The organism is Variovorax restrictus (assembly GCF_051216715.1).
GTDB lineage: Bacteria > Pseudomonadota > Gammaproteobacteria > Burkholderiales > Burkholderiaceae_C > Variovorax.
Window position 1 is genome coordinate 520,860 of record NZ_JBPJZH010000002.1, and the last position, 21,534, is coordinate 542,393.

The window sequence follows — 21,534 nt, forward strand, 5'->3', positions numbered from 1 at the left end:
TCTATCGGCAATTTGGCCCGAACATTGAGCGCGGGAGGGTCCGTCTACCATCGCGTCGACGCCGTTCGATCGCTTTGCACCATGCTGCCGCTTCTCTATTCCTTCCGCCGCTGCCCCTTCGCCATGCGTGCCCGCTTCGCCTTGCTGGCCAGCGGCACGGCCTGCGAGTTGCGCGAGGTGGTGCTGCGCGACAAGCCGGCCGCCCTGCGTGAGGCGTCGCCCAAGGCCACCGTGCCAGTGCTGGTCGATGTCGATGGCACGGTCATCGAGGAGAGCCTGGCGATCATGCAGTGGGCGCTGGCACGGCGCGACCCGCAGCGCTGGCTCGCGCCGTCGGCTGGCACGCTCGACGCCATGCTGGCGCTCGTCGCGCAGTGCGACGGCGACTTCAAGCGGCATCTCGACCGCTACAAGTACCCGAACCGCTACGAGGGCGCCGATGCGTTGCCGCATCGCGCCGAGGCTGGCGCGTTCCTGGCTGCGCTGGAGACGCGGCTGCGCGCCTCGCGCTACCTGTTCGGCGATGCGCCCGCGCTGGCCGACATGGCCATCGCACCGTTCGTCAGGCAGTTCGCGCAGGTGGATGCGGCGTGGTTCGCCACCGCGCCGTGGCCCGCCGTGCAGGCGTGGCTGTCGTCGCTCACCGAATCGTCGCTCTGGGCGAGCGCCATGCCCAAGTTTCCGGCTTGGCGCCCGGGTGACGCGGCGGTGGTTTTCGCATCGGTCTGATTCAGGCCGATCGGCGCAGCAGCAGCCGGTCGATGGCCTCGAACAGCAGCTCGCTCAACAACGCGAGTGCCGCCGCTGGCAACGCACCGGCCAGCAGCAGTTGCCGGTCGTTCAGGGCCAACCCGGTGACGATCCGTTCGCCGAAGCCACCCGCGCCGATGAAGGCGGCGATGGTGGCGGTGCCGATCGCGATCGTGGTCGCCGTCCGCACACCCGCCACCAGCGTCGGCATGGCGAGCGGGAGTTGCACCAGTCGCATGCGTTGCGCCGATGTCATGCCGAGCGCCGTGCCGGCCTGTCGCAGGCCCTGCGGCACTTCGGCCAGGCCGGTGACCGTGTTGCGCATGATGGGCAGCAGCGCATAGAGCGTGAGTGCGACGAGCGCCGGCAGCGTGCCGATGCGACCGATCAGCGAGATCAGCACGGCCAGCAAGGCCAGTGACGGCACGGTCTGCATCAGGCCGGCGATGCCGAGCACCACGGCGCGGGTGCGTGCATGCGCAGACACCCACACGGCCAGCGGCACGCCGACCAGGATGGCGAGGCCGACCGACACCGCCACCAGCAGCAGGTGTTGCCGGGTCAAACGCCCCAGGTCGCTGCCGAACAGCTTGGCCATGAAGCCGCGCTGCCCCGCCGAGGCTTTGCCGCCCGCGAGGAAGTCGCGCGCGATGGTGTCGAAGGCCGTGCCCTGCAACTCGGCGCGCGCGTTCATCGCGATCATCGCGCGCTCGTCGATGCGCCCTTCGAGCTTTTGCAGCGCCGCCCACGCGGCCGGCATCCGCGCCGGCAGGTCGAGGCGGTAGAGCAGCAGCGCGTCGTAGCGCGGGAAATAGCCGCGGTCGTCTTGCAGCACGCGCAGGCCCAGGTGGTCGATCTTCGCGTCGGTCGTGTAGATGTCGATCCCGTCGACCTGCTTCGCGGCGATGGCGTCGTAGGCCAGGCCGTGGTCGAGGCCGGTGGGCTTCTGCGTGAAGCCGTAGCGCGCGGCCAGGCCCTGCCAGCCGTCGGCGCGGCCGATGAATTCGTTCGACAGGCCCAGCCTCAGTTCCCGGTGGCGCGCCAGGTCGCTGAGCGTGGCGAGCTTCAGCCGGTCGGCGTCGGCGCCGCGGATCGCGAGCGCATAGCCGTCGTTGAAGCCGAGCGGCACGGCCACGCCGAGACCGAGCGGCGCGAGCCGCTGATTCATCTCGGCAGGCGTCATGGTGGCGCTGCCCTGCAGGATCTCGAGCGCGATGGTGCCGGTGTATTCGGCGTACACGTCGATGGCGCCGGAGCGCAGCGCCTCGTACACGATGGCCGTGTTGCCCAGGCCCTGGCGAACCACGGGCGCGGTGCGCACATGCGGCGCGGCGGTCTGCGCCAGCACCTCGGCCAGGATGTACGACTCGGTGAAGCGCTTGGAGCCGATGCGCAGCGTGTCGCCCTGTGCCGATGCGGCACCCACGCCGAAGAGCAGCGCGATGAGAAGCAGCGCCGACCGCCAGGCGCGCTGGAGCGGTTGCAGCCTCAGCATGCAGTCAGTGTATCGGTCAGGCCGCCTTCCTACAGGTGTTCGTGCGCAGCGCCGATGCGCCGTCGGCGCGTGGGCGGCGAGAGTCGGCGTACGCCGCGGTCGACAAGCGGCTTCGATCTGTTCGCATTTCCATCTCCTCTGAAAGAGCCCATGGCCCCCAAGACCGTGCCGCCCCATCTTGCCGACGCCCATGGCGCCCGCGACCTTCCCGCCGTCATCGTCGACGGCTACAGCCTGCAGTTGCGCGACAAGGACGGCTTCGCCGGCGATGCCGCCAGCCAGACCGCCTTTCGCGCGTTGCTGGAGCAGTGGCGCAAGCGCCGCCGCCAGAAGGGCGAGGACGACCCGTTCGGCGATGTCGGATCGCGCGAGCTCAGCAAGAAGGAACTCGACCGCGTGCTCGGCCGCAAGAAGGCGTCCGAGGGGGCCGACCTGCTCGAAGGCGCGATCGAGGAATTCGCCGAGGAGCTGGCGCATGTGGTGCACCGCTTTCTGCGCGAGCCGTCGTGGGACAAGGTGCAGCGCATTGTCATCGGCGGCGGCTTTCCCGAGAGCGCCGTGGGCGAGCGGGCCATCCTGCAGGCGGCGATGGTCCTGCAGCAGATGAAGGTCAAGGTGCCGATCGCGCGCCTGTCGCACGAGGTCGACGACGGCGGCCTGATCGGCTGGGTGCACCTGGTGCCGCCGGACATGCTGGCGGCGCACGATGCGATCCTGGCGGTGGACATCGGCGGCACCAACCTGCGCTGCGGCATCGTGAAGACGCGACGCAAGAAGGCCGAGGACCTGTCGCTGGCCAAGGTGACGCAACGCATGAAGTGGCGCCATGCCGACGACAAGCCCAGCCGCCGCGGGCTGCTCGACCGCCTGGCCGAGATGCTGCAGGAGCTCATCGACCATTGCGCGAAGAACGAGATCCGGCTCGCGCCTTTTGTCGGCATCGCCTGCCCGGGGCGCATCCGCGACGACGGTTCCATCGCCCGCGGCACGCAGAACCTGCCGGGCGACTGGGAAAGCGACACCTTCCACCTGCCGAGCGAGCTGGTCAAAAAGCTGCCGACCATCGGCGGTGCGCCGACCACGGTGCGGCTGCACAACGACGCGGTGGTGCAGGGTTTGAGCGAGCTGCCCTTCATGCAGGACGTGCACCACTGGGCAGTGCTCACCATCGGCACCGGGCTGGGCAACGCCAGCTACACCAACACGCCGGACCGGCTGGTGCGCTTGCAGAAGGAAGCGCGGGCCGAGTTGGCGGCGCGAGCGGACAAGGCCGAAAGGGCCGAGAAGGCAGCGAAAGCGGCCAAAGCCGCAACTGCGGCCAAGGGGAAGAAGACCGCGAAGACCGCGCCGCGTCCGAAGCCCTGAGGCCCTGACGCTAGAGCTGGAAGGCCACGGTCAGCAGCAGCCCTTCGGCCAGGTCCCGCAGCAGACCGGGGCGCCGTGCGCGGTAGGGCTCGCCAGCCGAGGCCGTGGTCTCAATCCACTGCGCCAGCCAGTCGATCGGGGTGCGACCGTAGAACACCACCGCGGCCTCGTGGTTCAGCAGCAGGCTGCGCAGGTCGAGGTTGATCGAGCCGCACATCGCGAGCTCCTCGTCGATCACCACGGCCTTGGCGTGCGCCATGAAAGGCAGCATGCGAAAGGTCACCCCCGCGCCCGCGAGGTCGCGCATGGCCCGCGCGCGCACGAAGTCCGTCAGCCGGTGGTTCGAGCGCGAGGGGATCGCGATGGTCACCTGCACCCCGCGTCGTGCCGCCAGCCGCAGCGCATTGCGCAGTCCGTCGTCGGGCACGAAGTAGGGCGTGATCGCGAGAATGCGGTGCTCGGCGCGGAAGCAGGCATCGATGAGCAGCGCGTGCGCCGTGTCCTCGGTCTGGTCGGGGCCGCTCGGCAGGAACTGGGCGAGCGAGCCGTCGTCAGGCGTGTCGTGCGTGGGCGTGATCTCGCGTGGCGCGTCACCCCGCACGGAACACCAGTCGTGCTCGAACTGCCGCGCCGCCGCCTCCGCCACGCTGCCCTGCAGATCGAAAGAAAGGTCGCGCCAGGGCACCGGGTGGGCGTCGTTGCCGGTGAAGTACTCGCCGGCCAGGTTGCGCCCGCCGGACCACAGCCGGGTGTCGTCGGCGATCACGAACTTGCGGTGGTTGCGCAGGTTGCGCGGGCCGTGGTTGTGCAGGCCGAAGAAGGGGCGGAACACCGCCACCTGGCCGCCGGCCGCACGCAGCGCGTCGAAGTGATGGGATGGCAGCAGGAGCGCGCCGAAGCCGTCGAGCAGCACCCGCACCCGCACGCCCTCGTGCGCGCGCCGCGCCAGGCGCATGACCACCTCGTGGCCGAGCGCGTCGTCGCCGACGATGAAGGTGCAGATGTCCAGGCGCACGTGCGCGCTGTCGATCACCGCCCACAGCGCATCGCGCGCCACCGCGCCGTCGGCGTGAAAGCGCGGCGCGCATCGACCGGGTGGCGGCAGGCCGAAGCTTTCGATGAGCTCGGCGGCCCAGTGGCCGGCGGGCAGGCTGCGGGGTGGCCGAGGCGCCCCCGCCGGACGCAGCTTGCGCTGGCCGAACACCAGGTACATCGGCAGCGCCAGGTAGGGCACCAAGAGCAGGCCCATCACCCAGGCGATGGAAGTGGTCGGCGCGCGCTGCTCGCGCCGGGCGCGCGTGGTGAGCACGTAGACGAGCAAGGCGAAGGTGACGACCAGGAAGTGCTGGGACGGTGACGGCAGCCAGGGCGCTAGCAGGTGCGGCATGGACGTCGAGGTTAACCGCGTGCGCGGCACGAGACTGGGGCAGCCCACGCCGGCCGAAGGGCGGGATGGGTCCGGCTGTCGGACGGCGCAGTCGGCGTGTCGAAGCGCAGTGCCCGAGGGCTCGGCGGTTCAGATCGGCAGTGCTGTCGTCGACTTCACCCGATCGAGCACGAAGCTGGTCTTGCAGTCCTGCACGCTGGGGTGCTTGAGCAGCGTGTCCATCACGAAGCGCGAGTAGTGCGCCATGTCGGCGACCACCACGCGCAGCAGGTAGTCCATGTCGCCGGTGAGCGAGTGGCACTCGATCACCTCGGGCCAGCCCTGGATGGAGGCGCGGAAGGCGTCCATCGGGCTGCGCTTGTGGCTCTCGGTGTGCTTCTCGAGCCGCACGTTGATGTAGGCCATCAGCGGCAGGCCGACGCGCTCGGGCTTCAGTAGCGCGACGTAGCCCTGGATCACGCCCGCTTCCTCCAGCCGCTTGACGCGCCGCAGCGTCGCCGACGACGACAGGCTGACCTGGGCCGCCAGCTCGTCGTAGGTGGCGCGGCCGTTGGCCTGCAACGCGCGAAGCACGCGCAAATCGATGGTGTCGAGTTCGACTGGAGCGCTCATGCGCGGGATTTTGCAGGAATCCTGCGCCATCGGCCATCGCGAGGCTGCAAGTTGCAGGAATCGTGTGTGCAGAGCGCCTAGCATCGATCGTCACCCCACCCGAATTTTCTGGAGACACACGATGGCTGATCAGTTCGAGAACCCCATGGGCCTGCAAGGCTTCGAATTCGTCGAGTTCGCCTCGCCCACGCCGGGCGTGCTGGAGCCGGTGTTCGAGACGCTGGGCTTCACGCTGGTCGCCAAGCATCGTTCCAAGGACGTGGTGCTGTACCGCCAGGGCGACATCAACTTCATCGTGAACCGCGAGCCCAAGAGCCAGGCGGCCTATTTCGCCGCCGAGCACGGCCCGTCGGCGTGTGGCTTGGCCTTCCGTGTGACGGACGCGCACAAGGCGTACAACCGCGCGCTCGAACTGGGCGCCCAGCCGATCGAGATTTCGACTGGCCCGATGGAACTGCGCCTGCCGGCCATCAAGGGCATCGGCGGCGCGCCGCTGTACCTGATCGACCGCTACGAGGAAGGCAAGTCGATCTACGACATCGACTTCGAGTTCATCGAGGGCGTGGACCGTCACCCGGTCGGCCATGGCTTGAAGCTCATCGACCACCTCACGCACAACGTCTACCGTGGCCGCATGACCTTCTGGGCCGATTTCTACGAGAAGCTCTTCAACTTCCGCGAGATCCGCTACTTCGACATCTCGGGCGAATACACCGGCCTCACGTCGAAGGCGATGACGGCACCCGATGGCAAGATCCGCATCCCGCTGAACGAGGAATCCAAGAAGGGCGGTGGCCAGATCGAGGAGTTCCTGATGCAGTTCAACGGCGAAGGCATCCAGCACATCGCGCTGATCTGCGACAACCTCAAGGACGCGGTCGACAAGCTGGCCCTGGCCGGCGTGCAGACGGCCACCGCGCCCAACGACGTCTACTACGAGATGCTCGACACCCGCCTGCCGGGCCACGGCCAGAACGTGCCCGAGCTGCAGGCCCGCGGCATCCTGCTGGACGGCACCACCGAAGGCGGCCAGGCTCGGCTCCTGCTGCAGATTTTCTCGACGCCGATGTTGGGGCCGGTGTTCTTCGAGTTCATCGAGCGCCGCGGCGACTACCGCGACGGCTTCGGCGAAGGCAACTTCAAGGCGTTGTTCGAATCGCTCGAGCGCGACCAGATCCGCCGCGGCGTGCTGGACACGGCCGAGGCCTGATCATGCTGGTTGCCGAAGCGACCAAGCACGGCCTCGCCGCTGGCGACGCAGCCAAGCCGGACCGCCCGGACTGGACCATCGACCAGGGTTGGTCGAACTACACGCCGGCCGAGCACGCCGTGTGGAAGACGCTGTTCGAACGCCAGACGAAGCTGCTGCCCGGCCGCGCCTGCGACGCCTTCGTCGAGGGCATGAAGAACCTGCCGATCGGTGCCGACCAGATTCCGAATTTTCTGGAACTGAGCGAGGTGCTGATGCAGCGCACCGGCTGGCAGGTCGTGGCGGTGCCCGGCCTGGTGCCCGACGAGGTGTTCTTCGAGCACCTGGCCAACCGCCGCTTTCCTTCCGGCAACTTCATCCGCAAGCCGCACGAGCTCGACTACCTGGAAGAACCCGACGTCTTCCACGACGTGTTCGGCCATGTGCCGATGCTGATGAACCCGTCGATCGCCGACTACATCCAGGCCTATGGCGTGGGCGGCCTGCGTGCCAAGGAGCTGGGCGTGCTCGACAAGCTGGCGCGCGTCTACTGGTACACGGTGGAGTTTGGTTTGCTCCAGCAGAAGGACGGGCTGCGCATCTACGGCGCGGGCATCGCGTCGTCGCGCACCGAGAGCGTGTTCTCGTTGGACGACCCGTCGCCGAACCGCATCGCGTTTGAGCTGGAACGGGTGATGCGCACCCACTACCGCATCGACGATTTCCAAGAAAGCTACTTCGTCATCGACAGCCTTGCCGAGCTGCTCGACCTGGCGACCATCGACTTCGCGCCGCTGTACGAACGCATCGCCGGGCAGCCGGAGTATCAGCCGGGCGCTGTGCTGGCGACCGACCGCGTGATCACGCGCGGCACGGGGCGGTACCACGACGACAAGCGCAAGCAGGTTGTCGAGGGCTGACGGCGTAGGCCGCGTCAGTAACGAGCGATCTGCCGGCCGATCTCCGGCCAGCGCCCGTGCAACCAGACCCAGGCCACCAGGCCGACCCCCATCATCAGGATAGACGTCACGGCCAGCCCCAGGGTGGAGTGCATCACCAGCGGCGCGATCACACCGGCCACCAGGCCGTTGGCGGTCGAGCCGATGACAGCCTGCAAGGACGACGCCATGCCGCGGCGCTCGGGGTGGAGGTCGAGCACCAGCAGCGTGATCACGGGCACCATCAGCGCCCAGCCGAAGGCGAAGACCGCGATCGGCCACATGGCCCAGAGCGCGTGCGGCTCGAACAGTGCGTTGGCCACGACGTTGGCGGCCGAGGTCGCCAGCATGATGACAAAGCCGTCGCGGATCTGCCGCTTGGGCGTCACCTTGCCGGCCATGCGGCCGCTCGCCCAGGCGCCGGCCATGATGCCGCCGATGGTCAGCAGGAAAAACCAGAAGAACTGCGTGGGCGCCAGGCCCAGGTGGTCGCCCAGGAAGGCCGGCGCCGACAGCACGTAGAGGAACATGCCGTTGAAGGGGACGCCGCTGGCGAGCGCGAGCAGCAGGAAGCGCGGGTCGGAGCACAGGTCCCAGTAGCCGCGCATCAGGTGGCGCGTGTTGAAGGGCTGGCGTTGCGTAACGTGCAGGGTTTCGGGCAGCAGCTTGTAGTTGGCCGCGAACAGCACCACACCGACGGCCACCAGGAACCAGAAGATCGCGTGCCAGCCGGCATGCACGAAGAGCAGGCCGCCGACGATCGGTGCGATAGCCGGCGCCACGCCGAAGTAGATGGTGACCTGCGCCATCACCTTCTGCGCCTCGGCCGGCGGGAACATGTCGCGGATCACCGCGCGCGACACCACGATGCCGGCGCCAGTCGACAGGCCCTGCAGCGCACGGAACAGCACCAGCTGCCCGATGGTCTGCGACAACGCGCAGCCCAGCGATGCGAGCGTGAACACCGCCAGGCCCCACAGCACCACCGGGCGCCGCCCGAAGCTGTCCGACAGCGCCCCGTGGAACAGGTTCATGAAGGCGAAGCCGAAGAGGTAGGCCGACAACGTCTGCTGCATCTCCACCGGGGTCGCGCCGATCGATTTCGCGATCCCTGAGAAGGCCGGGATGTAGGTGTCGATCGAAAAGGGCCCGAGCATGCCCAGCACCGCGAGCAGGATCGCGAGTGCCCATCGCGGGGCTTTCCAGAGGGTTTGGGCGTCGGGGTTCATGGGGTTCTCAACAAAAAAGCGGACTTGCCGAACGCAGGGTCCGGCAAGTCCGCTCGTGGGGGCGTGGTTGCTTAGAGCGTGTCGATGAAGGAGCGCAGCTTGTCCGAACGCGACGGGTGCTTCAGCTTGCGCAGCGCCTTGGCTTCGATCTGGCGGATGCGTTCGCGCGTCACGTCGAACTGCTTGCCGACTTCTTCCAGCGTGTGGTCGGTCGACATCTCGATGCCGAAGCGCATGCGCAGCACCTTGGCTTCACGCGGCGTCAGCGAGTCGAGGATGTCCTTGACCACGTCGCGCAGGCCGGCCTGCATCGCGGCCTCGATCGGCGCCGTGTTGGAGCTGTCCTCGATGAAGTCGCCCAGGTGCGAATCGTCGTCGTCGCCGATCGGCGTTTCCATGGAGATCGGCTCCTTTGCGATCTTCATGATCTTGCGGATCTTGTCTTCCGGGATCTCCATCTTCGCGGCCAGGATGCCGGCGTCGGGCTCGAAGCCGAACTCCTGCAAGTGCTGGCGCGAGATGCGGTTCATCTTGTTGATCGTCTCGATCATGTGCACCGGGATGCGGATGGTGCGCGCCTGGTCGGCGATCGAGCGGGTGATGGCCTGGCGGATCCACCACGTGGCGTACGTCGAGAACTTGTAGCCGCGACGGTATTCGAACTTGTCGACCGCCTTCATCAGGCCGATGTTGCCTTCCTGGATCAGGTCCAGGAACTGCAGGCCGCGGTTGGTGTATTTCTTGGCGATGGAGATCACGAGGCGCAGGTTGGCCTCGATCATTTCCTTCTTGGCATCGCGCGACGAGCGCTCGCCGTCGTTCATGCGCTTGTTGATGTCCTTGAGCTCGGTCAGGGGCACCACGACGCTCGACTGGATGTCGGCGAGTTGCTGCTGCAGTTCCTGCACCGGCGGAATGTTGCGGGCCATCACCGTGCTCCACGGCTTGCCGGCGGCGGCCTGCTTCTCGACCCACTTCAGGTTCAGCAGGTTCGACGCGATGCGGTTGCCGTTCTTGTCGTAGCCGGAGAAGTCACGGATGAAATCGTCCTGCGGGAAGCCGCACTTGTCCACGATGATGCGGCGCAGCTCGCGCTCTTTCTTGCGCACGTCGTCGACCTGCGTGCGCACCAGGTCGCACAGCTTCTCGATGGTCTTGGCCGTGAAGCGGATGGTCATCAGCTCGTCGGACATCGCCTGCTGCGCCTTGTTGTACGCCGGCGTGCCGTAGCCTTCCTTGTCGTAGATCTTGTGGATCTTCTCGAACATGTCGGCGATGCGATCGAAGCGCTCGAGCGCGTCGCGCTTGAGCTCTTCCAGCTTCTTGGTCAGCGCCTTGGAGCCGCCCTTGCCGTCGTCGTCGTCCTCTTCGTCGAATTCGTCGAAGTCTTCTTCGGCCACGTAGTCGTCGGCCTCGTTCGGGTTCGAGAAGCCGTCGACGATGGTCGAGATGACGACCTTGCCTTCACGGATGGTCGCAGCCATTTCAAGGATCGCGGCGATGGTCTTGGGCGATGCGGAGATCGCCTCCATCATGGCCATCAGGCCGCCTTCGATGCGCTTGGCGATTTCGATTTCGCCTTCGCGCGTGAGCAGCTCGACCGTGCCCATTTCGCGCATGTACATGCGGACGGGGTCGGTCGTGCGGCCGAATTCGCTGTCGACGGTGGAGAGCGCGGCTTCGGCCTCTTCTTCGGCTTCTTCCACCGTGGTGGCGGTCGGCGCGGTGTTGTTCAGCAGCAGCGTCTCGGCGTCGGGCGTCTGTTCGTAGACGGCCACGCCCAGGTCGTTGAGCATCGTGACCACGACTTCCATGGTCTCGGCATCGACCAGCTTGTCGGGCAGGTGGTCGGAGATTTCGCCCTGCGTCAGGTAGCCGCGGGTCTTGCCCAGCGTGATCAGCGTCTTCAGGCGCTGACGGCGCTTGGCCATGTCTTCTTCGGACAAGACGGTTTCGTCCAGGCCGAATTCCTTCATCAAGGCGCGTTCTTTCGCCTTGCTGATCTTCATGCGCAGCGGCTTGACCTTCTCGACGGTGGTCGTCTCCGTGCCCGCTGCAGCGGCGGGTTCTTCCTCCGCGAACTCGGCCTCGACGTCGGAGAAGTCTTCTTCGATGTCCTTGGGCTCGCCGGCCTTGGGCTTGCGACCGCGCTTGGCGCCGGTGGCGGCAGGCGCGTCAGCCGTGGCGGCCTTGGGCGGGCGACCGACCTTCTTGGCGGTGGCAGGGGCGGGCGCGGCCTTCAGGGCGGCGGTCTTGACGGGGTCGGCGGCGGGGGTTTTCGTGGGCACGGATTTCACTTTCGTTGCGGCAGTCGCCTTGGGCGTGGCGGCACTCTTCTTTGCAGGTGCAGACGATGCTGTCGCTTTCAACGGTTTGGCCGCAGCGGGCTTTTTGGCGACGGAAACGGCAGGCTTCTTTGTACTGGGCATACGACCTCGTGGAACAAGAATGAAACAAGCGGAATCACTGGCGCCACAGACCCGGCGCGGGCACGGACACAGACGGACAGAAGGAAACGGATTTCCTCAAGACGAGGAACCGAAGTCCTCACACGAGGAACCGAAATTCCTCAAGAAGCAAGATGTCGGGCGAACATTTGGTGTGCAGTCCTTGCGGTGTATTGACCCGTTTCCCGTTGGGAAGTGCATTGCGCGTGGGGTCGGCCCGGAGGTGCTGCTGTCGCTCTTGCCTCATTCGTCGCGAGACGAAGCCCTACATTATAGCCGGAACCCGGATTTTCAAGAGCGCGGCGTGCGTCAGCCCGCCACGGAGGGCTTCAGTCGGTGGCGCAGTTCGAGCCGCCGCGCCTCCAGTGCCTTGTAGCGCTCCAGCGCGGAGGGGTCGCTGCCGACCGCCGCGATCGCCTCGCTCTGGTGCGCCTTGAGCAGGTCGTCGAGCATGAAGTCGAGCACGTTGCGCAGTTCCTTGGCAGCGCCGGCGGCCTGTTCGCCCTCGGCGTCGGCGATGGAGCCGCCCTCCGGTTCGGTCATGAGCCGTTCGGCCAACGCCTCGAAAGGCTGGCCGCGCAGCCCTTCGCGCAAGGCGGCCCAGGGCTGCACGCCGTGTTCGTGGCACTGGCCGTCGAGCCAGGTGAAGAGTTGGCCATGCTCGCCGGGCAGGTCGCACAGCATGCCGTGCAGTTCGTGCGACAGCGCCTCCCATTCGTGCATGTTCGACATCAGCAGCCGGGCGGCGACGTCGGCGCGTCCCGGCGGTCGCAGCCGGGTGCGGCCCACAGTGCCCGATGACGCCGGTGCGCGTCGATCGCCCCAGTTGCCGCGTCCGGACTTGCTGCCCCAGTCGCCGCGGCCCTTGCCGCCCTGTCGGCCATAGGTGATCGGCGTGCCGTCGTCCTGGTAGCGCATGACCTCGGCGGCGGGCGGCGGCAGGGGGCTGCGGGCCGGTGGCGGCGGCGCGGCGGGCATCCACAGCGAGCTCAGGTCCGGCACGCTCAGCTGCACGAGCTCGGAGAGTTCGGTGAGCAGCTGGCGCTTGAGCGCGCCGTCGGGCAGGGCGCTCCACAAGGGCTTGGCGTTGGCGGCCATGTGGGCGCGGCCTTCGGCGGTGCCCAGGTCGCAGCCCTCGCGCGCCGCCTCGACCAGGAAGCGGCTGAGCGGCGTCGCCTCGTTCACGAAGCGGGCGAAGGCCTCAGCGCCGTGCTCGCGGATGAAGCTGTCGGGGTCGTGCTCGGCCGGCAGGAACAGGAACTTGATGCTGCGCACGTCGGTGGCATAGGGCAGGGCGCCGTCGAGCGCCTTGCGCGCGGCGCGGCGCCCGGCAGCGTCGCCGTCGAAGCTGAACACCACCGACTCCGTGAAGCGGAACAGCTTCTGCACGTGCTCGGGCGTGCAGGCGGTGCCCAGCGTGGCGACGGCGTTCGGGAAGCCGAGCTGGGCCAGCGCGACCACGTCCATGTAGCCCTCGGTGACCAGCGCGTAGCCGCGGTCGCGGAAGGCGGCGCGCGCTTCGTACAGGCCGTAGAGCTCCCGGCCCTTGCTGAAGACCGGCGTCTCCGGCGAATTCAGATACTTCGGCTTCTCGTCGCCCAGCACCCGGCCGCCGAAGCCGATGCATTCGCCCTTGACGTTGCGGATCGGGAACATCACGCGGTCGCGGAAGCGGTCGTAACGCTTGCCATCCCCGTTGTCGTCGGCCTCGCCCACGATCACCAGGCCGCTTTCGGCGAGCAGCGGGTCGTCGTAATCGGGGAAGACGCTGGCCAGCGCTCGCCAGCCCGCCGGCGCATAGCCGATGCCGTAGAGCCGCGCGACCTCGCCGGACACGCCGCGGCCCTTGAGGTACTCGATCGCGCCCGGCGACTGGCGCAATTGCTTGCGATAGGCCTCACCCGCCTTCTCCAGCACCTCCGACAGCGTGGCCTGCTTCTGCCGCTGGCCGGCGGCGCGGGCGCGTTCCTCGGGCGAGGCATCGTCCTCGGGCACCTGCAGGCCATATTGGCCGGCCAGGTCGTGCACCGCCTCGACGAAGCCCATGCCGGCGTGCTCCATCAGGAAGCCGATGGCGTTGCCGTGCACCCCGCAGCCGAAGCAGTGATAGAACTGCTTGGTCGGGCTGACCGAGAACGACGGCGACTTCTCGCCGTGGAAAGGGCACAGCCCCATGAAATTGGCGCCCGCCTTCTTGAGCTGCACGTAGCGCCCGATGATCTCGACCACGTCCGCACGGGCGATGAGTTCCTGGATGAATGAGGGCGGGATGGTCATGGGGGAGCCGCAAATGATACGCATGCGACTGACACGGCGCGGGCACGTGGCGCGGTCATACTGGCCGCTCCACGCCCACCCACGATGAACGCTCGCCGCCTTCCCCATCTGTCCCCGGTGCTGCAGCATCCGTTTCGATTCCTCTGGTCGGCCATCAAGGGCTTCAAGGCGAACCAGGGGCTGCTGCTCGCGGGGGCGGTGGCGTACTACGCGCTGCTATCGATGGTGCCGCTGCTCATCCTCAGCGTGATCGCGTTGTCGCACGTCATCGACCAGGGCGAGTTGCTGACCACCGTGGGCCGTTACCTCGAATGGCTGCTGCCCGGCCAGTCGCGGGCCGTGGTCGCCGAGCTGCGCAACTTCCTGGCCCACCGCGACGTGCTCGGCCCGGTGCTGCTGGTGACGATGATCTTCTTCAGCTCGCTCGCCTTCACCGTGCTGGAGAGCGCGATGGCGAACATCTTCCATCACCGCAAATCCGAGCGCTCCCGGCATTTCCTGGTGTCGGCGGTGATGCCCTACCTCTACATCCTGAGCCTGTGCGTGGGGTTGCTGCTGGTCACGCTGGTGTCGGGCGCGCTGCAACTCATCGGCCAGGAAAGCGTCGACCTGCTGGGCTACAGCTGGTCGCTGTCGGGCGTCTCGGGCGTGCTGCTCTACCTGCTGGGGCTGGGCGGCGAGGTCTTCCTGCTGACCTCGCTCTACCTGGTGATGCCGGTGGGTCGACTGTCGCTGCGGCACGCGCTGCTGGGCGGCATCACCGCCACGGTGCTGTGGGAGGTGACGCGCCGCCTGCTGGTCTGGTATTTCTCGACCCTGTCCCAGGTCAATGTCGTCTACGGCTCCCTCACCACCGCGATCGTGGTGCTGTTGAGCCTGGAGATCGCCGCCACGCTGGTGCTCTTCGGCGCCCAGGTCATCGCGCAGTACGAGCGGCTCGATCGCCAGCAACGGGTTTCGACGCCTTAGATATTCTTCGCCAGGACCACCGCGGAACCGGCTTCGCCGGGCCGCTGGTGTTGCCCCCGGAGGGGAGGTGCGCTGCCACACGCAGTGGGCAAGCCTTCGGGGGAGAGCTTATTTCGGCGCCAGGCGGATGGCCCCGTCCAGACGAATGACTTCACCATTGAGCATGTCGTTCTCGATGATGTGCTTGGCCAGCTTGGCGTAGTCGGCGGGCGTGCCCAGGCGCGAGGGAAAGGGCACGCCGGCGGCCAGCGCGTCCTGTACCTCCTGGGGCATGCCGAACAGCATGGGCGTGCCGAAGATGCCGGGGGCGATCGTCATGTTGCGGATGCCGTTGCGTGCCAGATCGCGCGCGATCGGCAGCGTCATGCCGACGATGCCGCCCTTGGACGCGCTGTACGCGGCTTGGCCGATCTGCCCGTCGTAGGCCGCCACCGAGGCGGTCGAGATCAGCACGCCACGCTCGCCGGTGGCCTCGGGCGCGTTCTTCGCCATAGCGTCGGCGGCCAGGCGGATCATGTTGAAGCTGCCGATCAGGTTGATCGTCACCGTCTTCGTGAAGGCGGCCAGCCCGTGCGGGCCATTCTTGCCCACGGTCTTCTCGCCAATGGCGATGCCGGCGCAGTTGACGAGGCCGAAGAGTTGGCCGAGCTTGAGCGCGGCATCGACCGCGGCCTGGCCATCCGCCTCCTGCGTCACGTCGCACTTGACGAACACGCCGCCGATGTCGCGTGCGACCGCTTCGCCCTTGTTGGCCTGCATGTCGGCCACCACCACCTTGGCCCCGTTGGCCGCGAGCATCCGTGCCGTGCCTTCGCCCAGGCCCGAGGCGGCGCCGGTGACGATGAAAACCTTGCCTTCGATCTGCATGCGTGTGTCTCCTGATTGGGTTGAATGGACGATTATCGAAGAGCCGGACGAAAAAAAGCCCCACCGGAGTGGGGCTTGCGTCGGACCCCGAAGGGGGGGCCGAAGAGACAGCAGTGGCTCAGCGCTTGCGCGAAGCGGTCTGGGCGGTGCTCTTGGCAGCGTTCACGGCGGTGGTCTGGACCGCGTTGAAGTTGGCTTCGGCCACGTCGGTGGCTTGCTTGACGGCCTTCTGGACCGACTCGAACGCATTGTTGGCGGCAGCCACGGCGCTCTTCATCACGGCGACAGCGGTTTCCGAGCCAGCCGGGGCGTTCTTGGCAGCGCTGTCGACCAAGCCGACGAAGGCTTGCTGGGCTTCGGCCGCCTTGCCTTCGAAGGCCTTGGAGAATTCGGCGCCGGTGCCTTGGGCGATGTCGTACAGGTGACGGCTGTAAGCCGAGGTCTTTTCAGCCAGGGGCTGGAACAGGCTGGCTTGCAAGGCGAGCAGTTCCTGCGCGTCCTTGACGCTCAGCATGGCTTGCGTCGTGCTGGCGGCTTCGCTCAGGGCGGCCTTGGAAGCGGTCACGTTCAGTTCGACGAGCTTCTCGACGCCTTCGAAGGCCTTGGTGGTCAGGCCGAACAGGGTTTCGAGGTTGGCCTTTTGGGCGGCGAGGATTTGGTCAGCGGTCAGTGCCATGGTAGTAACTCCGGAAGGGTTTGAGGAATGGATCACGTTCGCTGCGCCTGTCTCGTCTATGTTGCGGTGCAGCATAAGCCGAAGTATAGGGAGCTGAGCCGCGCGATCAAGTCTTTTGGCGTACCGCGGCGCAATTTAGAAGCGGCGTTCTAAACCGTTCTAAGAACGGCTTTCGGGCTTGTTTCCGCAGCCGGCGTGCGCTGGCAAAATCCCGCGCCATGACGACCCCGCGCCCCCGACCCCACGCCCGCGACGACTACCGTGCCTTTCACCGCATCTCGACCCGGTGGGCCGACAACGACATGTATGGGCATGTCAACAACGTCGTCTACTACAGCTGGTTCGACACCGCTGTGAATGCATTGCTGATCGAGCGCGGCGCCCTCGACGTGTACCACGGTCAGACCATCGGTTTCGTGGTGGAGACGCATTGCAACTACTTCGCGCCGTTGGCATTTCCGCAGATGGTGGAGGCGGGCATCCGCGTCGCCCAGGTTGGCGGTTCCAGCGTGCGTTACGAAATCGCCCTTTTTGCCGAAGGCGCCGAGACGGCGGCGGCGCAAGGCCACTTCGTGCACGTGTACGTCGACCGGCGAACACAGCGCCCGGTCCCGCTGCCTGAGGTACTTCGACGGGTGCTCGCCGACCTGCAGCAGTGATGCAAAGTCCAGACGAAAAAACGGCGCCCGAGGGCGCCGTTCTTCATGCGTTCGAGAAGTCTCGAATTACATCTTCTTCATGGCCTTGATGTCGGCCTTGCCCTTGGACTCGTCCGCCTTCGCCTGCTTCACGCAAGCGTCCTTGGCGTCGCCCGACTGGTCGTCGCACTTCTCCTTGGCGACTTCGTAGGCCATGTCGACCTTCTCCTCGGCAACCTTGCGCTGGTGCGCGGCGGTCGGCTTGTAGGCCTGCTCGAGTTCGGCCTTGGCCACCTTCTGGGTGCCGTCGGCTTCCTTGTTGCACACGTCCTTGGCGTTGTCCTTCATCGTGTCGCACTGGGCTTTGGCAACCTTGTGGTCCGCCTCGATCTTCTCCTTGGCGACCTTGTATTCGTCCTTCGTCATCGCACCAGCCTGGGCGCCGATGAAGCAGGTGGAAGCGATGGCGAGCATGAGCAGATGTTTTTTCATAGAGTTCTCCGTAGAAGTGTTGGATTGGTTTTGAGGATGAGCGAAAACGGGTCAGTACTTTTCGTACCAGAGGGCGGCGGGGGTACGACCCTCCGCGCTTTCCCAGGTCTTGACCTGGGTTTCGGCTTCGTCGCGGCTGATGCCATGACGTTCCTGGATGCGGCCCAGCAGCTGATCGCGCTTGCCGGCAATGACGTCGAAGTCGTCGTCGGTCAATTGGCCCCACTGCTCCTTGACCTTGCCCTTGAGCTGCTTCCAGTTGCCTTCGATGGTGTCTTTGTTCATGACGATCTCCTTCGTGAATGAGTGTTCCGCCTTGCCTGCACCTTCTTCGACGAAAGTGCTCTTGGGTGGCGTGAAGACACTGTCGCGGGTGTGGCCCGGCGAACCGGTAGGACGCCCCTTGCGGGGCCCGTAGGCACAAGCCGACGCGCACCGTGATAATCGAACGCACGCCGACACCAGAGACATGCGCGCCGCACCATGATCATTCAAAGCCTGCTCGACACCGACCTCTACAAGTTCACGATGATGCAGGTGGTGCTGCACCACTTTCCCGGTGCCCGGGTCGAATACCGCTTCAAGTGCCGCAACCCCGGCGTCGACCTGGCGCGCTTCGCCAGCGAGATCCGCGAGGAAGTCCGCGGCCTGTGCTCGCTGCAGTTCAAGGATGCCGAACTGGCCTACCTCCGGTCGATGCGCTTCATCAAGAGCGACTTCGTCGACTTCCTCGGGCTGTTCCGGCTGAACGAGAAATACATCGACATCACGCCGCTCCCGACGGGTGAGCTCGACATCAGCATCAAGGGGCCGTGGCTCCACACCATCCTCTTCGAGATCCCGGTGCTGGCGATCGTCAACGAGGTCTACTTCCGCAACACGCAAAAGCAGCCCGACATCGAAGAAGGCCGTCGCCGTCTCGAAACCAAGATCGGCGAGCTGCAGGCCGAGGGCCTCTCCGATCTGAAGATCGCCGACTACGGCACGCGCCGACGCTTCTCGAAGGCATGGCACGAAGAGGTGCTGCGCACGCTGACCGCCCGCCTGGGCGCGGTGACCGCGCCGGTGCAGCTAGGCGCCAAGCTGCCGCAGTTCGCCGGCACCAGCAACGTGCTCTACGCGATGAAGCTCGGCCTGATCCCGCTGGGCACCATGGCGCACGAATACCTGCAGGCCTGCCAGGCGCTCGGCCCGCGGCTGCGCGACAGCCAGATCTTCGGCTTCGAGTCGTGGGCGCGCGAATATCGCGGCGACCTCGGCATCGCGCTGTCCGACGTGTACGGCATGAGCGCCTTCCTGCGTGATTTCGACCTGTACTTCTGCAAGCTGTTCGACGGCGCGCGGCACGACAGCGGCGACCCGTTCCAGTGGGGCGAGCGCATGCTGGCGCACTACATCGCCAAGCGGGTCGACCCGCTGACCAAGACGCTGATCTTCAGCGACGGCCTCACGGTGCCGCGCACCATCGAGCTCTACCAACAGTTCCGCGGCCGCTGCCAGCTGGCCTTTGGCATCGGCACGAACCTGACCAACGACCTCGGCTACGAGCCCCTGCAGATCGTCATCAAGATGATCCGCTGCAACGGCCAGCCAGTGGCCAAGCTGTCCGACACGCCCTCCAAGAACATGTGCGACGACGAGAAGTACCTGGCCTACCTGCGCCAGGTCTTCGAGATCGCGTGACCGCCCCCCTGAAAGTGCTCCGACCGATGAAGAACGTGTCGCGCCGCCTGGCGCTGCTGGCTCTGCCCTTGCTGTTTCCTGCCCTGGCGCATGCCGCCGAGTTCGATGGCGCCCGCCTGTCGCCGCTGTGGGGCGTGCCCTTCGCAGGGTTGCTGCTGTCGATCGCCCTGATGCCGTTGCTGGCGCCGTCGTTCTGGCACCATCACTTCGGCAAGGTGGCGGCCGCCTGGGCGCTCGCGTTCCTGCTGCCTTTCGCCGCCGTGTTCGGGCCGGCGCTGGCTGGCACGCAGCTCGTGCACGCGGCGCTGGCGGAATACATCCCGTTCATCATCCTGCTCACGGCGCTGTTCGCCGTGGCCGGTGGCATCCACATCCGCGGCAACCTGCACGGCGCGCCGGGGCTCAATGTGGCGATCCTCGCGATCGGCGCGGTGCTCGCGAGCCTGATGGGCACGACCGGTGCGTCGATGCTGCTGATCCGGCCGCTCATCCGCGCCAACGACAACCGGGTGCACAAGGCGCATGTGGTCGTGTTCTTCATCTTCATCGTGTCGAACGTCGGTGGCTCGCTCACGCCGCTGGGCGACCCGCCGCTGTTCCTCGGCTTCCTCAAGGGCGTGGAGTTCTTCTGGACCGCGCGCCACATCCTGCCCGACACGCTGTTCGTCACCGGCGCGTTGCTCGCGATGTTCTGGGTCATCGATCGGCACTACTACCGCAAGGAAGGCGTGTTGCCGGTCGACCCGACGCCCGACACGCCGCGGCTGGGCTTCGACGGCGCCCGCAACTTCTGGCTGCTGGGCGCCGTGATCGCGCTGGTGCTGATGAGCGGTACCTGGAAGTCCGACATCGTCTTCGACATCTATGGCACGCCGGTCGGTCTGCCCGGGTTGCTGCGCGATGCCGGCCTGGTCGCCATCACGCTGCTGTCGCTGAAGATCACGCCCGCTGCGGTGCACGCCGACAACCAGTTCGGCTGGGGCCCGATGGCCGAAGTGGCAAAGCTCTTCGCCGGCATCTTCCTCACCATCGTGCCGGTCATCGCGATGCTGAAGGCCGGCACCGCCGGGCCGTTCGGCGCCGTCGTGGCGGCCGTGACGCGGCCCGACGGCCAGCCCGACCCCGCCATGTACTTCTGGGCCACTGGCGCGCTCAGTTCCTTCCTGGACAACGCGCCGACCTACCTGGTGTTCTTCAATACCGCCGGTGGCGATCCGGCCGCGCTCATGACCACCTATGCGAGCACGCTGGCTGCCATTTCGGCGGGTGCCGTGTTCATGGGGGCCAACACCTACATCGGCAACGCGCCGAACCTCATGGTCAAGGCCATCGCCGAAGACCGCGGCGTGCGCATGCCCAGCTTCTTCGGCTACATGGCCTGGTCGGGCGCCTGCCTCATCCCGCTGTTCGTCGCCGTCACCTTCCTCTTCTTCCGCTGAACCAGGAGCCCTCATGTCCAAGCCCCACGTCCTCGTCACCCGCGCCGTCTTTCCCGAAACCATCGAGAAGCTCCAGCAGCACTTCGACGTCGAGACGAACACCGACGATGCGGACTGGTCGAGCGACGAGCTGATCCGCCGGCTGCAAGGCAAGCAGGGCGCCTTCACAACGGGCAGCGTCAAGATCGACGAACCCGTGCTCGCTGCTTGCCCGGATCTGAAGATCTGCGCCAACATGGCCGTGGGCTACAACAACTTCGACGTCGACGCGATGGTGCGCCACGGTGTGATGGCCACGAACGCGCCCGACGTGCTGACCGAGACCACCGCCGATTTCGGCTTCGCGCTGCTGATGGCGACCGCGCGGCGCATCACCGAGAGCGAGCATTTCCTGCGCCGCGGCGAGTGGAAGAAGTGGCGCTACGACATGTTCGCCGGTGCAGACGTGCACGGCAGCACGCTGGGCATCCTGGGCATGGGCCGCATCGGGCAGGGCATCGCGCGACGCGGCGCGCTGGGCTTCGGCATGGACGTGATCTATCACAACCGTTCGCGGCTGGACGTATCGATCGAAGCAGAACTCAAGGCCACCTACGTCAGCAAGGAAGAACTGCTCCAGCGCGCCGACCACCTGGTGCTGGTGCTGCCGTACTCGCCCGCGGCGCACCACGCCATCGGCGCGGCTGAGCTGAAGCAGATGAAGCCGACGGCCACGCTGGTGAACCTGGCACGCGGCGGCATCGTCGACGATGCGGCGCTGGCCGAGGCGCTGCGCAACCGCACCATCGCCGCCGCCGGTCTCGATGTGTTCGAGGGCGAGCCCACGGTGAACCCCGCGCTGCTCACCGTACCGAACGTGGTGCTGACGCCGCACATCGCGAGCGCGACCATTCCCACGCGCCGCGCGATGGCCGATCTGGCCGCCGACAACTTGATCTCCTTCCTGAGCGGCAAAGGCCCGCTCACACCCATCGTCTCCCCCAAGAAGTAAACGGACTGCGCACACGTGTCGACTGCCGAAATCGGACTCTGGATCCTGCTGGCCCTCGCGGCCCTCACCGTCATCCTTCTCGTCGCGCTG

19 protein-coding genes are annotated in these 21,534 nt (G+C 66.7%); 9 read left to right on the top strand and 10 right to left on the bottom strand.

Annotation, left to right across the window (positions count from 1 at the left end):
• The first annotated feature begins 81 nt into the window (after window positions 1–81).
• Window positions 82–729: a glutathione S-transferase gene (locus tag ACSFA0_RS17055; protein WP_435451458.1), complete on the top strand. Its 648-nt coding sequence runs from the start codon at window positions 82–84 to the stop codon at window positions 727–729.
• A 1-nt stretch (window position 730) separates the two neighbouring features.
• Here ACSFA0_RS17055 and ACSFA0_RS17060 read toward each other — a convergent pair whose 3' ends face one another.
• Window positions 731–2,245, bottom strand: coding sequence for a glycine betaine ABC transporter substrate-binding protein (locus ACSFA0_RS17060; protein ID WP_435451459.1), 1,515 nt, complete (start codon window positions 2,243–2,245; stop codon window positions 731–733).
• Between the two features lie 150 nt (window positions 2,246–2,395).
• On the opposite strand from ACSFA0_RS17060, the gene ACSFA0_RS17065 reads away from it, so the two are divergent.
• Window positions 2,396–3,610 (top strand): ROK family protein, encoded by a 1,215-nt coding sequence (locus tag ACSFA0_RS17065; protein WP_435451460.1) that lies wholly within the window; start codon window positions 2,396–2,398, stop codon window positions 3,608–3,610.
• A 10-nt stretch (window positions 3,611–3,620) separates the two neighbouring features.
• On the opposite strand, the gene ACSFA0_RS17070 is transcribed toward ACSFA0_RS17065, so the two are convergent.
• Together ACSFA0_RS17070 and ACSFA0_RS17075 are read right to left on the bottom strand one after the other, a co-directional pair.
• Window positions 3,621–4,997 carry a phospholipase D-like domain-containing protein gene (locus ACSFA0_RS17070; RefSeq protein WP_435451461.1) on the bottom strand — a complete coding sequence of 459 codons (1,377 nt, stop codon included), beginning with the start codon at window positions 4,995–4,997 and terminating at the stop codon, window positions 3,621–3,623.
• A 129-nt stretch (window positions 4,998–5,126) separates the two neighbouring features.
• Window positions 5,127–5,609, bottom strand: coding sequence for an Lrp/AsnC family transcriptional regulator (locus ACSFA0_RS17075; protein WP_435451462.1), 483 nt, complete (start codon window positions 5,607–5,609; stop codon window positions 5,127–5,129).
• A gap of 121 nt (window positions 5,610–5,730) precedes the next feature.
• Between ACSFA0_RS17075 and hppD the strand changes: the two genes are divergently transcribed.
• Entirely contained in the window at window positions 5,731–6,819 is a 1,089-nt protein-coding gene (hppD, locus tag ACSFA0_RS17080) for a 4-hydroxyphenylpyruvate dioxygenase (RefSeq protein ID WP_435451463.1), read from the top strand.
• Between the two features lie 2 nt (window positions 6,820–6,821).
• Complete coding sequence (phhA, locus tag ACSFA0_RS17085) at window positions 6,822–7,718, top strand: phenylalanine 4-monooxygenase (protein WP_435451464.1); 897 nt, start codon at window positions 6,822–6,824, stop codon at window positions 7,716–7,718.
• 14 nt (window positions 7,719–7,732) lie between these two features.
• On the opposite strand, the gene ACSFA0_RS17090 is transcribed toward phhA, so the two are convergent.
• From ACSFA0_RS17090 to dnaG, 3 genes are all read right to left on the bottom strand, one after another.
• Entirely contained in the window at window positions 7,733–8,965 is a 1,233-nt protein-coding gene (locus ACSFA0_RS17090; protein WP_435451465.1) for a multidrug effflux MFS transporter, read from the bottom strand.
• Window positions 8,966–9,036: 71 nt separating this feature from the next.
• Window positions 9,037–11,394: an RNA polymerase sigma factor RpoD gene (rpoD, locus tag ACSFA0_RS17095; RefSeq protein ID WP_435451466.1), complete on the bottom strand. Its 2,358-nt coding sequence runs from the start codon at window positions 11,392–11,394 to the stop codon at window positions 9,037–9,039.
• A gap of 327 nt (window positions 11,395–11,721) precedes the next feature.
• The gene (gene dnaG / locus ACSFA0_RS17100) at window positions 11,722–13,689 is read right to left on the bottom strand and encodes a DNA primase (RefSeq protein ID WP_435451467.1); all 1,968 of its coding nucleotides are present in this window, start codon (window positions 13,687–13,689) and stop codon (window positions 11,722–11,724) included.
• Window positions 13,690–13,773: 84 nt separating this feature from the next.
• On the opposite strand from dnaG, the gene ACSFA0_RS17105 reads away from it, so the two are divergent.
• Entirely contained in the window at window positions 13,774–14,658 is an 885-nt protein-coding gene (locus ACSFA0_RS17105) for a YihY/virulence factor BrkB family protein (protein ID WP_435451468.1), read from the top strand.
• A gap of 108 nt (window positions 14,659–14,766) precedes the next feature.
• Here ACSFA0_RS17105 and ACSFA0_RS17110 read toward each other — a convergent pair whose 3' ends face one another.
• Window positions 14,767–15,525 carry a 3-hydroxyacyl-CoA dehydrogenase gene (locus ACSFA0_RS17110; protein ID WP_435451469.1) on the bottom strand — a complete coding sequence of 253 codons (759 nt, stop codon included), beginning with the start codon at window positions 15,523–15,525 and terminating at the stop codon, window positions 14,767–14,769.
• Between the two features lie 118 nt (window positions 15,526–15,643).
• Window positions 15,644–16,201: a phasin family protein gene (locus ACSFA0_RS17115; RefSeq protein ID WP_286646719.1), complete on the bottom strand. Its 558-nt coding sequence runs from the start codon at window positions 16,199–16,201 to the stop codon at window positions 15,644–15,646.
• Window positions 16,202–16,419: 218 nt separating this feature from the next.
• On the opposite strand from ACSFA0_RS17115, the gene ACSFA0_RS17120 reads away from it, so the two are divergent.
• Window positions 16,420–16,860: an acyl-CoA thioesterase gene (locus tag ACSFA0_RS17120; protein WP_435451470.1), complete on the top strand. Its 441-nt coding sequence runs from the start codon at window positions 16,420–16,422 to the stop codon at window positions 16,858–16,860.
• Window positions 16,861–16,926: 66 nt separating this feature from the next.
• Here the strand turns inward: ACSFA0_RS17120 and ACSFA0_RS17125 are convergent, their stop codons facing one another.
• Together ACSFA0_RS17125 and ACSFA0_RS17130 are read right to left on the bottom strand one after the other, a co-directional pair.
• Entirely contained in the window at window positions 16,927–17,331 is a 405-nt protein-coding gene (locus ACSFA0_RS17125) for a hypothetical protein (RefSeq protein WP_435451471.1), read from the bottom strand.
• Window positions 17,332–17,382: 51 nt separating this feature from the next.
• Window positions 17,383–17,616 carry a CsbD family protein gene (locus ACSFA0_RS17130; protein ID WP_435451472.1) on the bottom strand — a complete coding sequence of 78 codons (234 nt, stop codon included), beginning with the start codon at window positions 17,614–17,616 and terminating at the stop codon, window positions 17,383–17,385.
• A gap of 198 nt (window positions 17,617–17,814) precedes the next feature.
• Between ACSFA0_RS17130 and pncB the strand changes: the two genes are divergently transcribed.
• From pncB to ACSFA0_RS17145, 3 genes are read left to right on the top strand one after another with little or no spacing between them, the layout of a single operon-like run.
• Window positions 17,815–19,014 carry a nicotinate phosphoribosyltransferase gene (gene pncB, locus ACSFA0_RS17135; RefSeq protein WP_435451473.1) on the top strand — a complete coding sequence of 400 codons (1,200 nt, stop codon included), beginning with the start codon at window positions 17,815–17,817 and terminating at the stop codon, window positions 19,012–19,014.
• A gap of 26 nt (window positions 19,015–19,040) precedes the next feature.
• The gene (locus ACSFA0_RS17140) at window positions 19,041–20,453 is read left to right on the top strand and encodes a sodium:proton antiporter (protein WP_435451916.1); all 1,413 of its coding nucleotides are present in this window, start codon (window positions 19,041–19,043) and stop codon (window positions 20,451–20,453) included.
• 13 nt (window positions 20,454–20,466) lie between these two features.
• Window positions 20,467–21,444: a 2-hydroxyacid dehydrogenase gene (locus ACSFA0_RS17145; RefSeq protein ID WP_435451474.1), complete on the top strand. Its 978-nt coding sequence runs from the start codon at window positions 20,467–20,469 to the stop codon at window positions 21,442–21,444.
• Window positions 21,445–21,534 lie beyond the last annotated feature (90 nt).

Coding starts and splice junctions, on each gene's coding strand:
- ACSFA0_RS17055 (WP_435451458.1), top strand. CDS start 82: ATGCTGCCGCTTCTCTATTCCTTCCGCCGCTGCCCCTTCGCCATGCGT.
- ACSFA0_RS17060 (WP_435451459.1), bottom strand. CDS start 2,245: ATGCTGAGGCTGCAACCGCTCCAGCGCGCCTGGCGGTCGGCGCTGCTT.
- ACSFA0_RS17065 (WP_435451460.1), top strand. CDS start 2,396: ATGGCCCCCAAGACCGTGCCGCCCCATCTTGCCGACGCCCATGGCGCC.
- ACSFA0_RS17070 (WP_435451461.1), bottom strand. CDS start 4,997: ATGCCGCACCTGCTAGCGCCCTGGCTGCCGTCACCGTCCCAGCACTTC.
- ACSFA0_RS17075 (WP_435451462.1), bottom strand. CDS start 5,609: ATGAGCGCTCCAGTCGAACTCGACACCATCGATTTGCGCGTGCTTCGC.
- hppD (WP_435451463.1), top strand. CDS start 5,731: ATGGCTGATCAGTTCGAGAACCCCATGGGCCTGCAAGGCTTCGAATTC.
- phhA (WP_435451464.1), top strand. CDS start 6,822: ATGCTGGTTGCCGAAGCGACCAAGCACGGCCTCGCCGCTGGCGACGCA.
- ACSFA0_RS17090 (WP_435451465.1), bottom strand. CDS start 8,965: ATGAACCCCGACGCCCAAACCCTCTGGAAAGCCCCGCGATGGGCACTC.
- rpoD (WP_435451466.1), bottom strand. CDS start 11,394: ATGCCCAGTACAAAGAAGCCTGCCGTTTCCGTCGCCAAAAAGCCCGCT.
- dnaG (WP_435451467.1), bottom strand. CDS start 13,689: ATGACCATCCCGCCCTCATTCATCCAGGAACTCATCGCCCGTGCGGAC.
- ACSFA0_RS17105 (WP_435451468.1), top strand. CDS start 13,774: ATGAACGCTCGCCGCCTTCCCCATCTGTCCCCGGTGCTGCAGCATCCG.
- ACSFA0_RS17110 (WP_435451469.1), bottom strand. CDS start 15,525: ATGCAGATCGAAGGCAAGGTTTTCATCGTCACCGGCGCCGCCTCGGGC.
- ACSFA0_RS17115 (WP_286646719.1), bottom strand. CDS start 16,201: ATGGCACTGACCGCTGACCAAATCCTCGCCGCCCAAAAGGCCAACCTC.
- ACSFA0_RS17120 (WP_435451470.1), top strand. CDS start 16,420: ATGACGACCCCGCGCCCCCGACCCCACGCCCGCGACGACTACCGTGCC.
- ACSFA0_RS17125 (WP_435451471.1), bottom strand. CDS start 17,331: ATGAAAAAACATCTGCTCATGCTCGCCATCGCTTCCACCTGCTTCATC.
- ACSFA0_RS17130 (WP_435451472.1), bottom strand. CDS start 17,616: ATGAACAAAGACACCATCGAAGGCAACTGGAAGCAGCTCAAGGGCAAG.
- pncB (WP_435451473.1), top strand. CDS start 17,815: ATGATCATTCAAAGCCTGCTCGACACCGACCTCTACAAGTTCACGATG.
- ACSFA0_RS17140 (WP_435451916.1), top strand. CDS start 19,041: ATGAAGAACGTGTCGCGCCGCCTGGCGCTGCTGGCTCTGCCCTTGCTG.
- ACSFA0_RS17145 (WP_435451474.1), top strand. CDS start 20,467: ATGTCCAAGCCCCACGTCCTCGTCACCCGCGCCGTCTTTCCCGAAACC.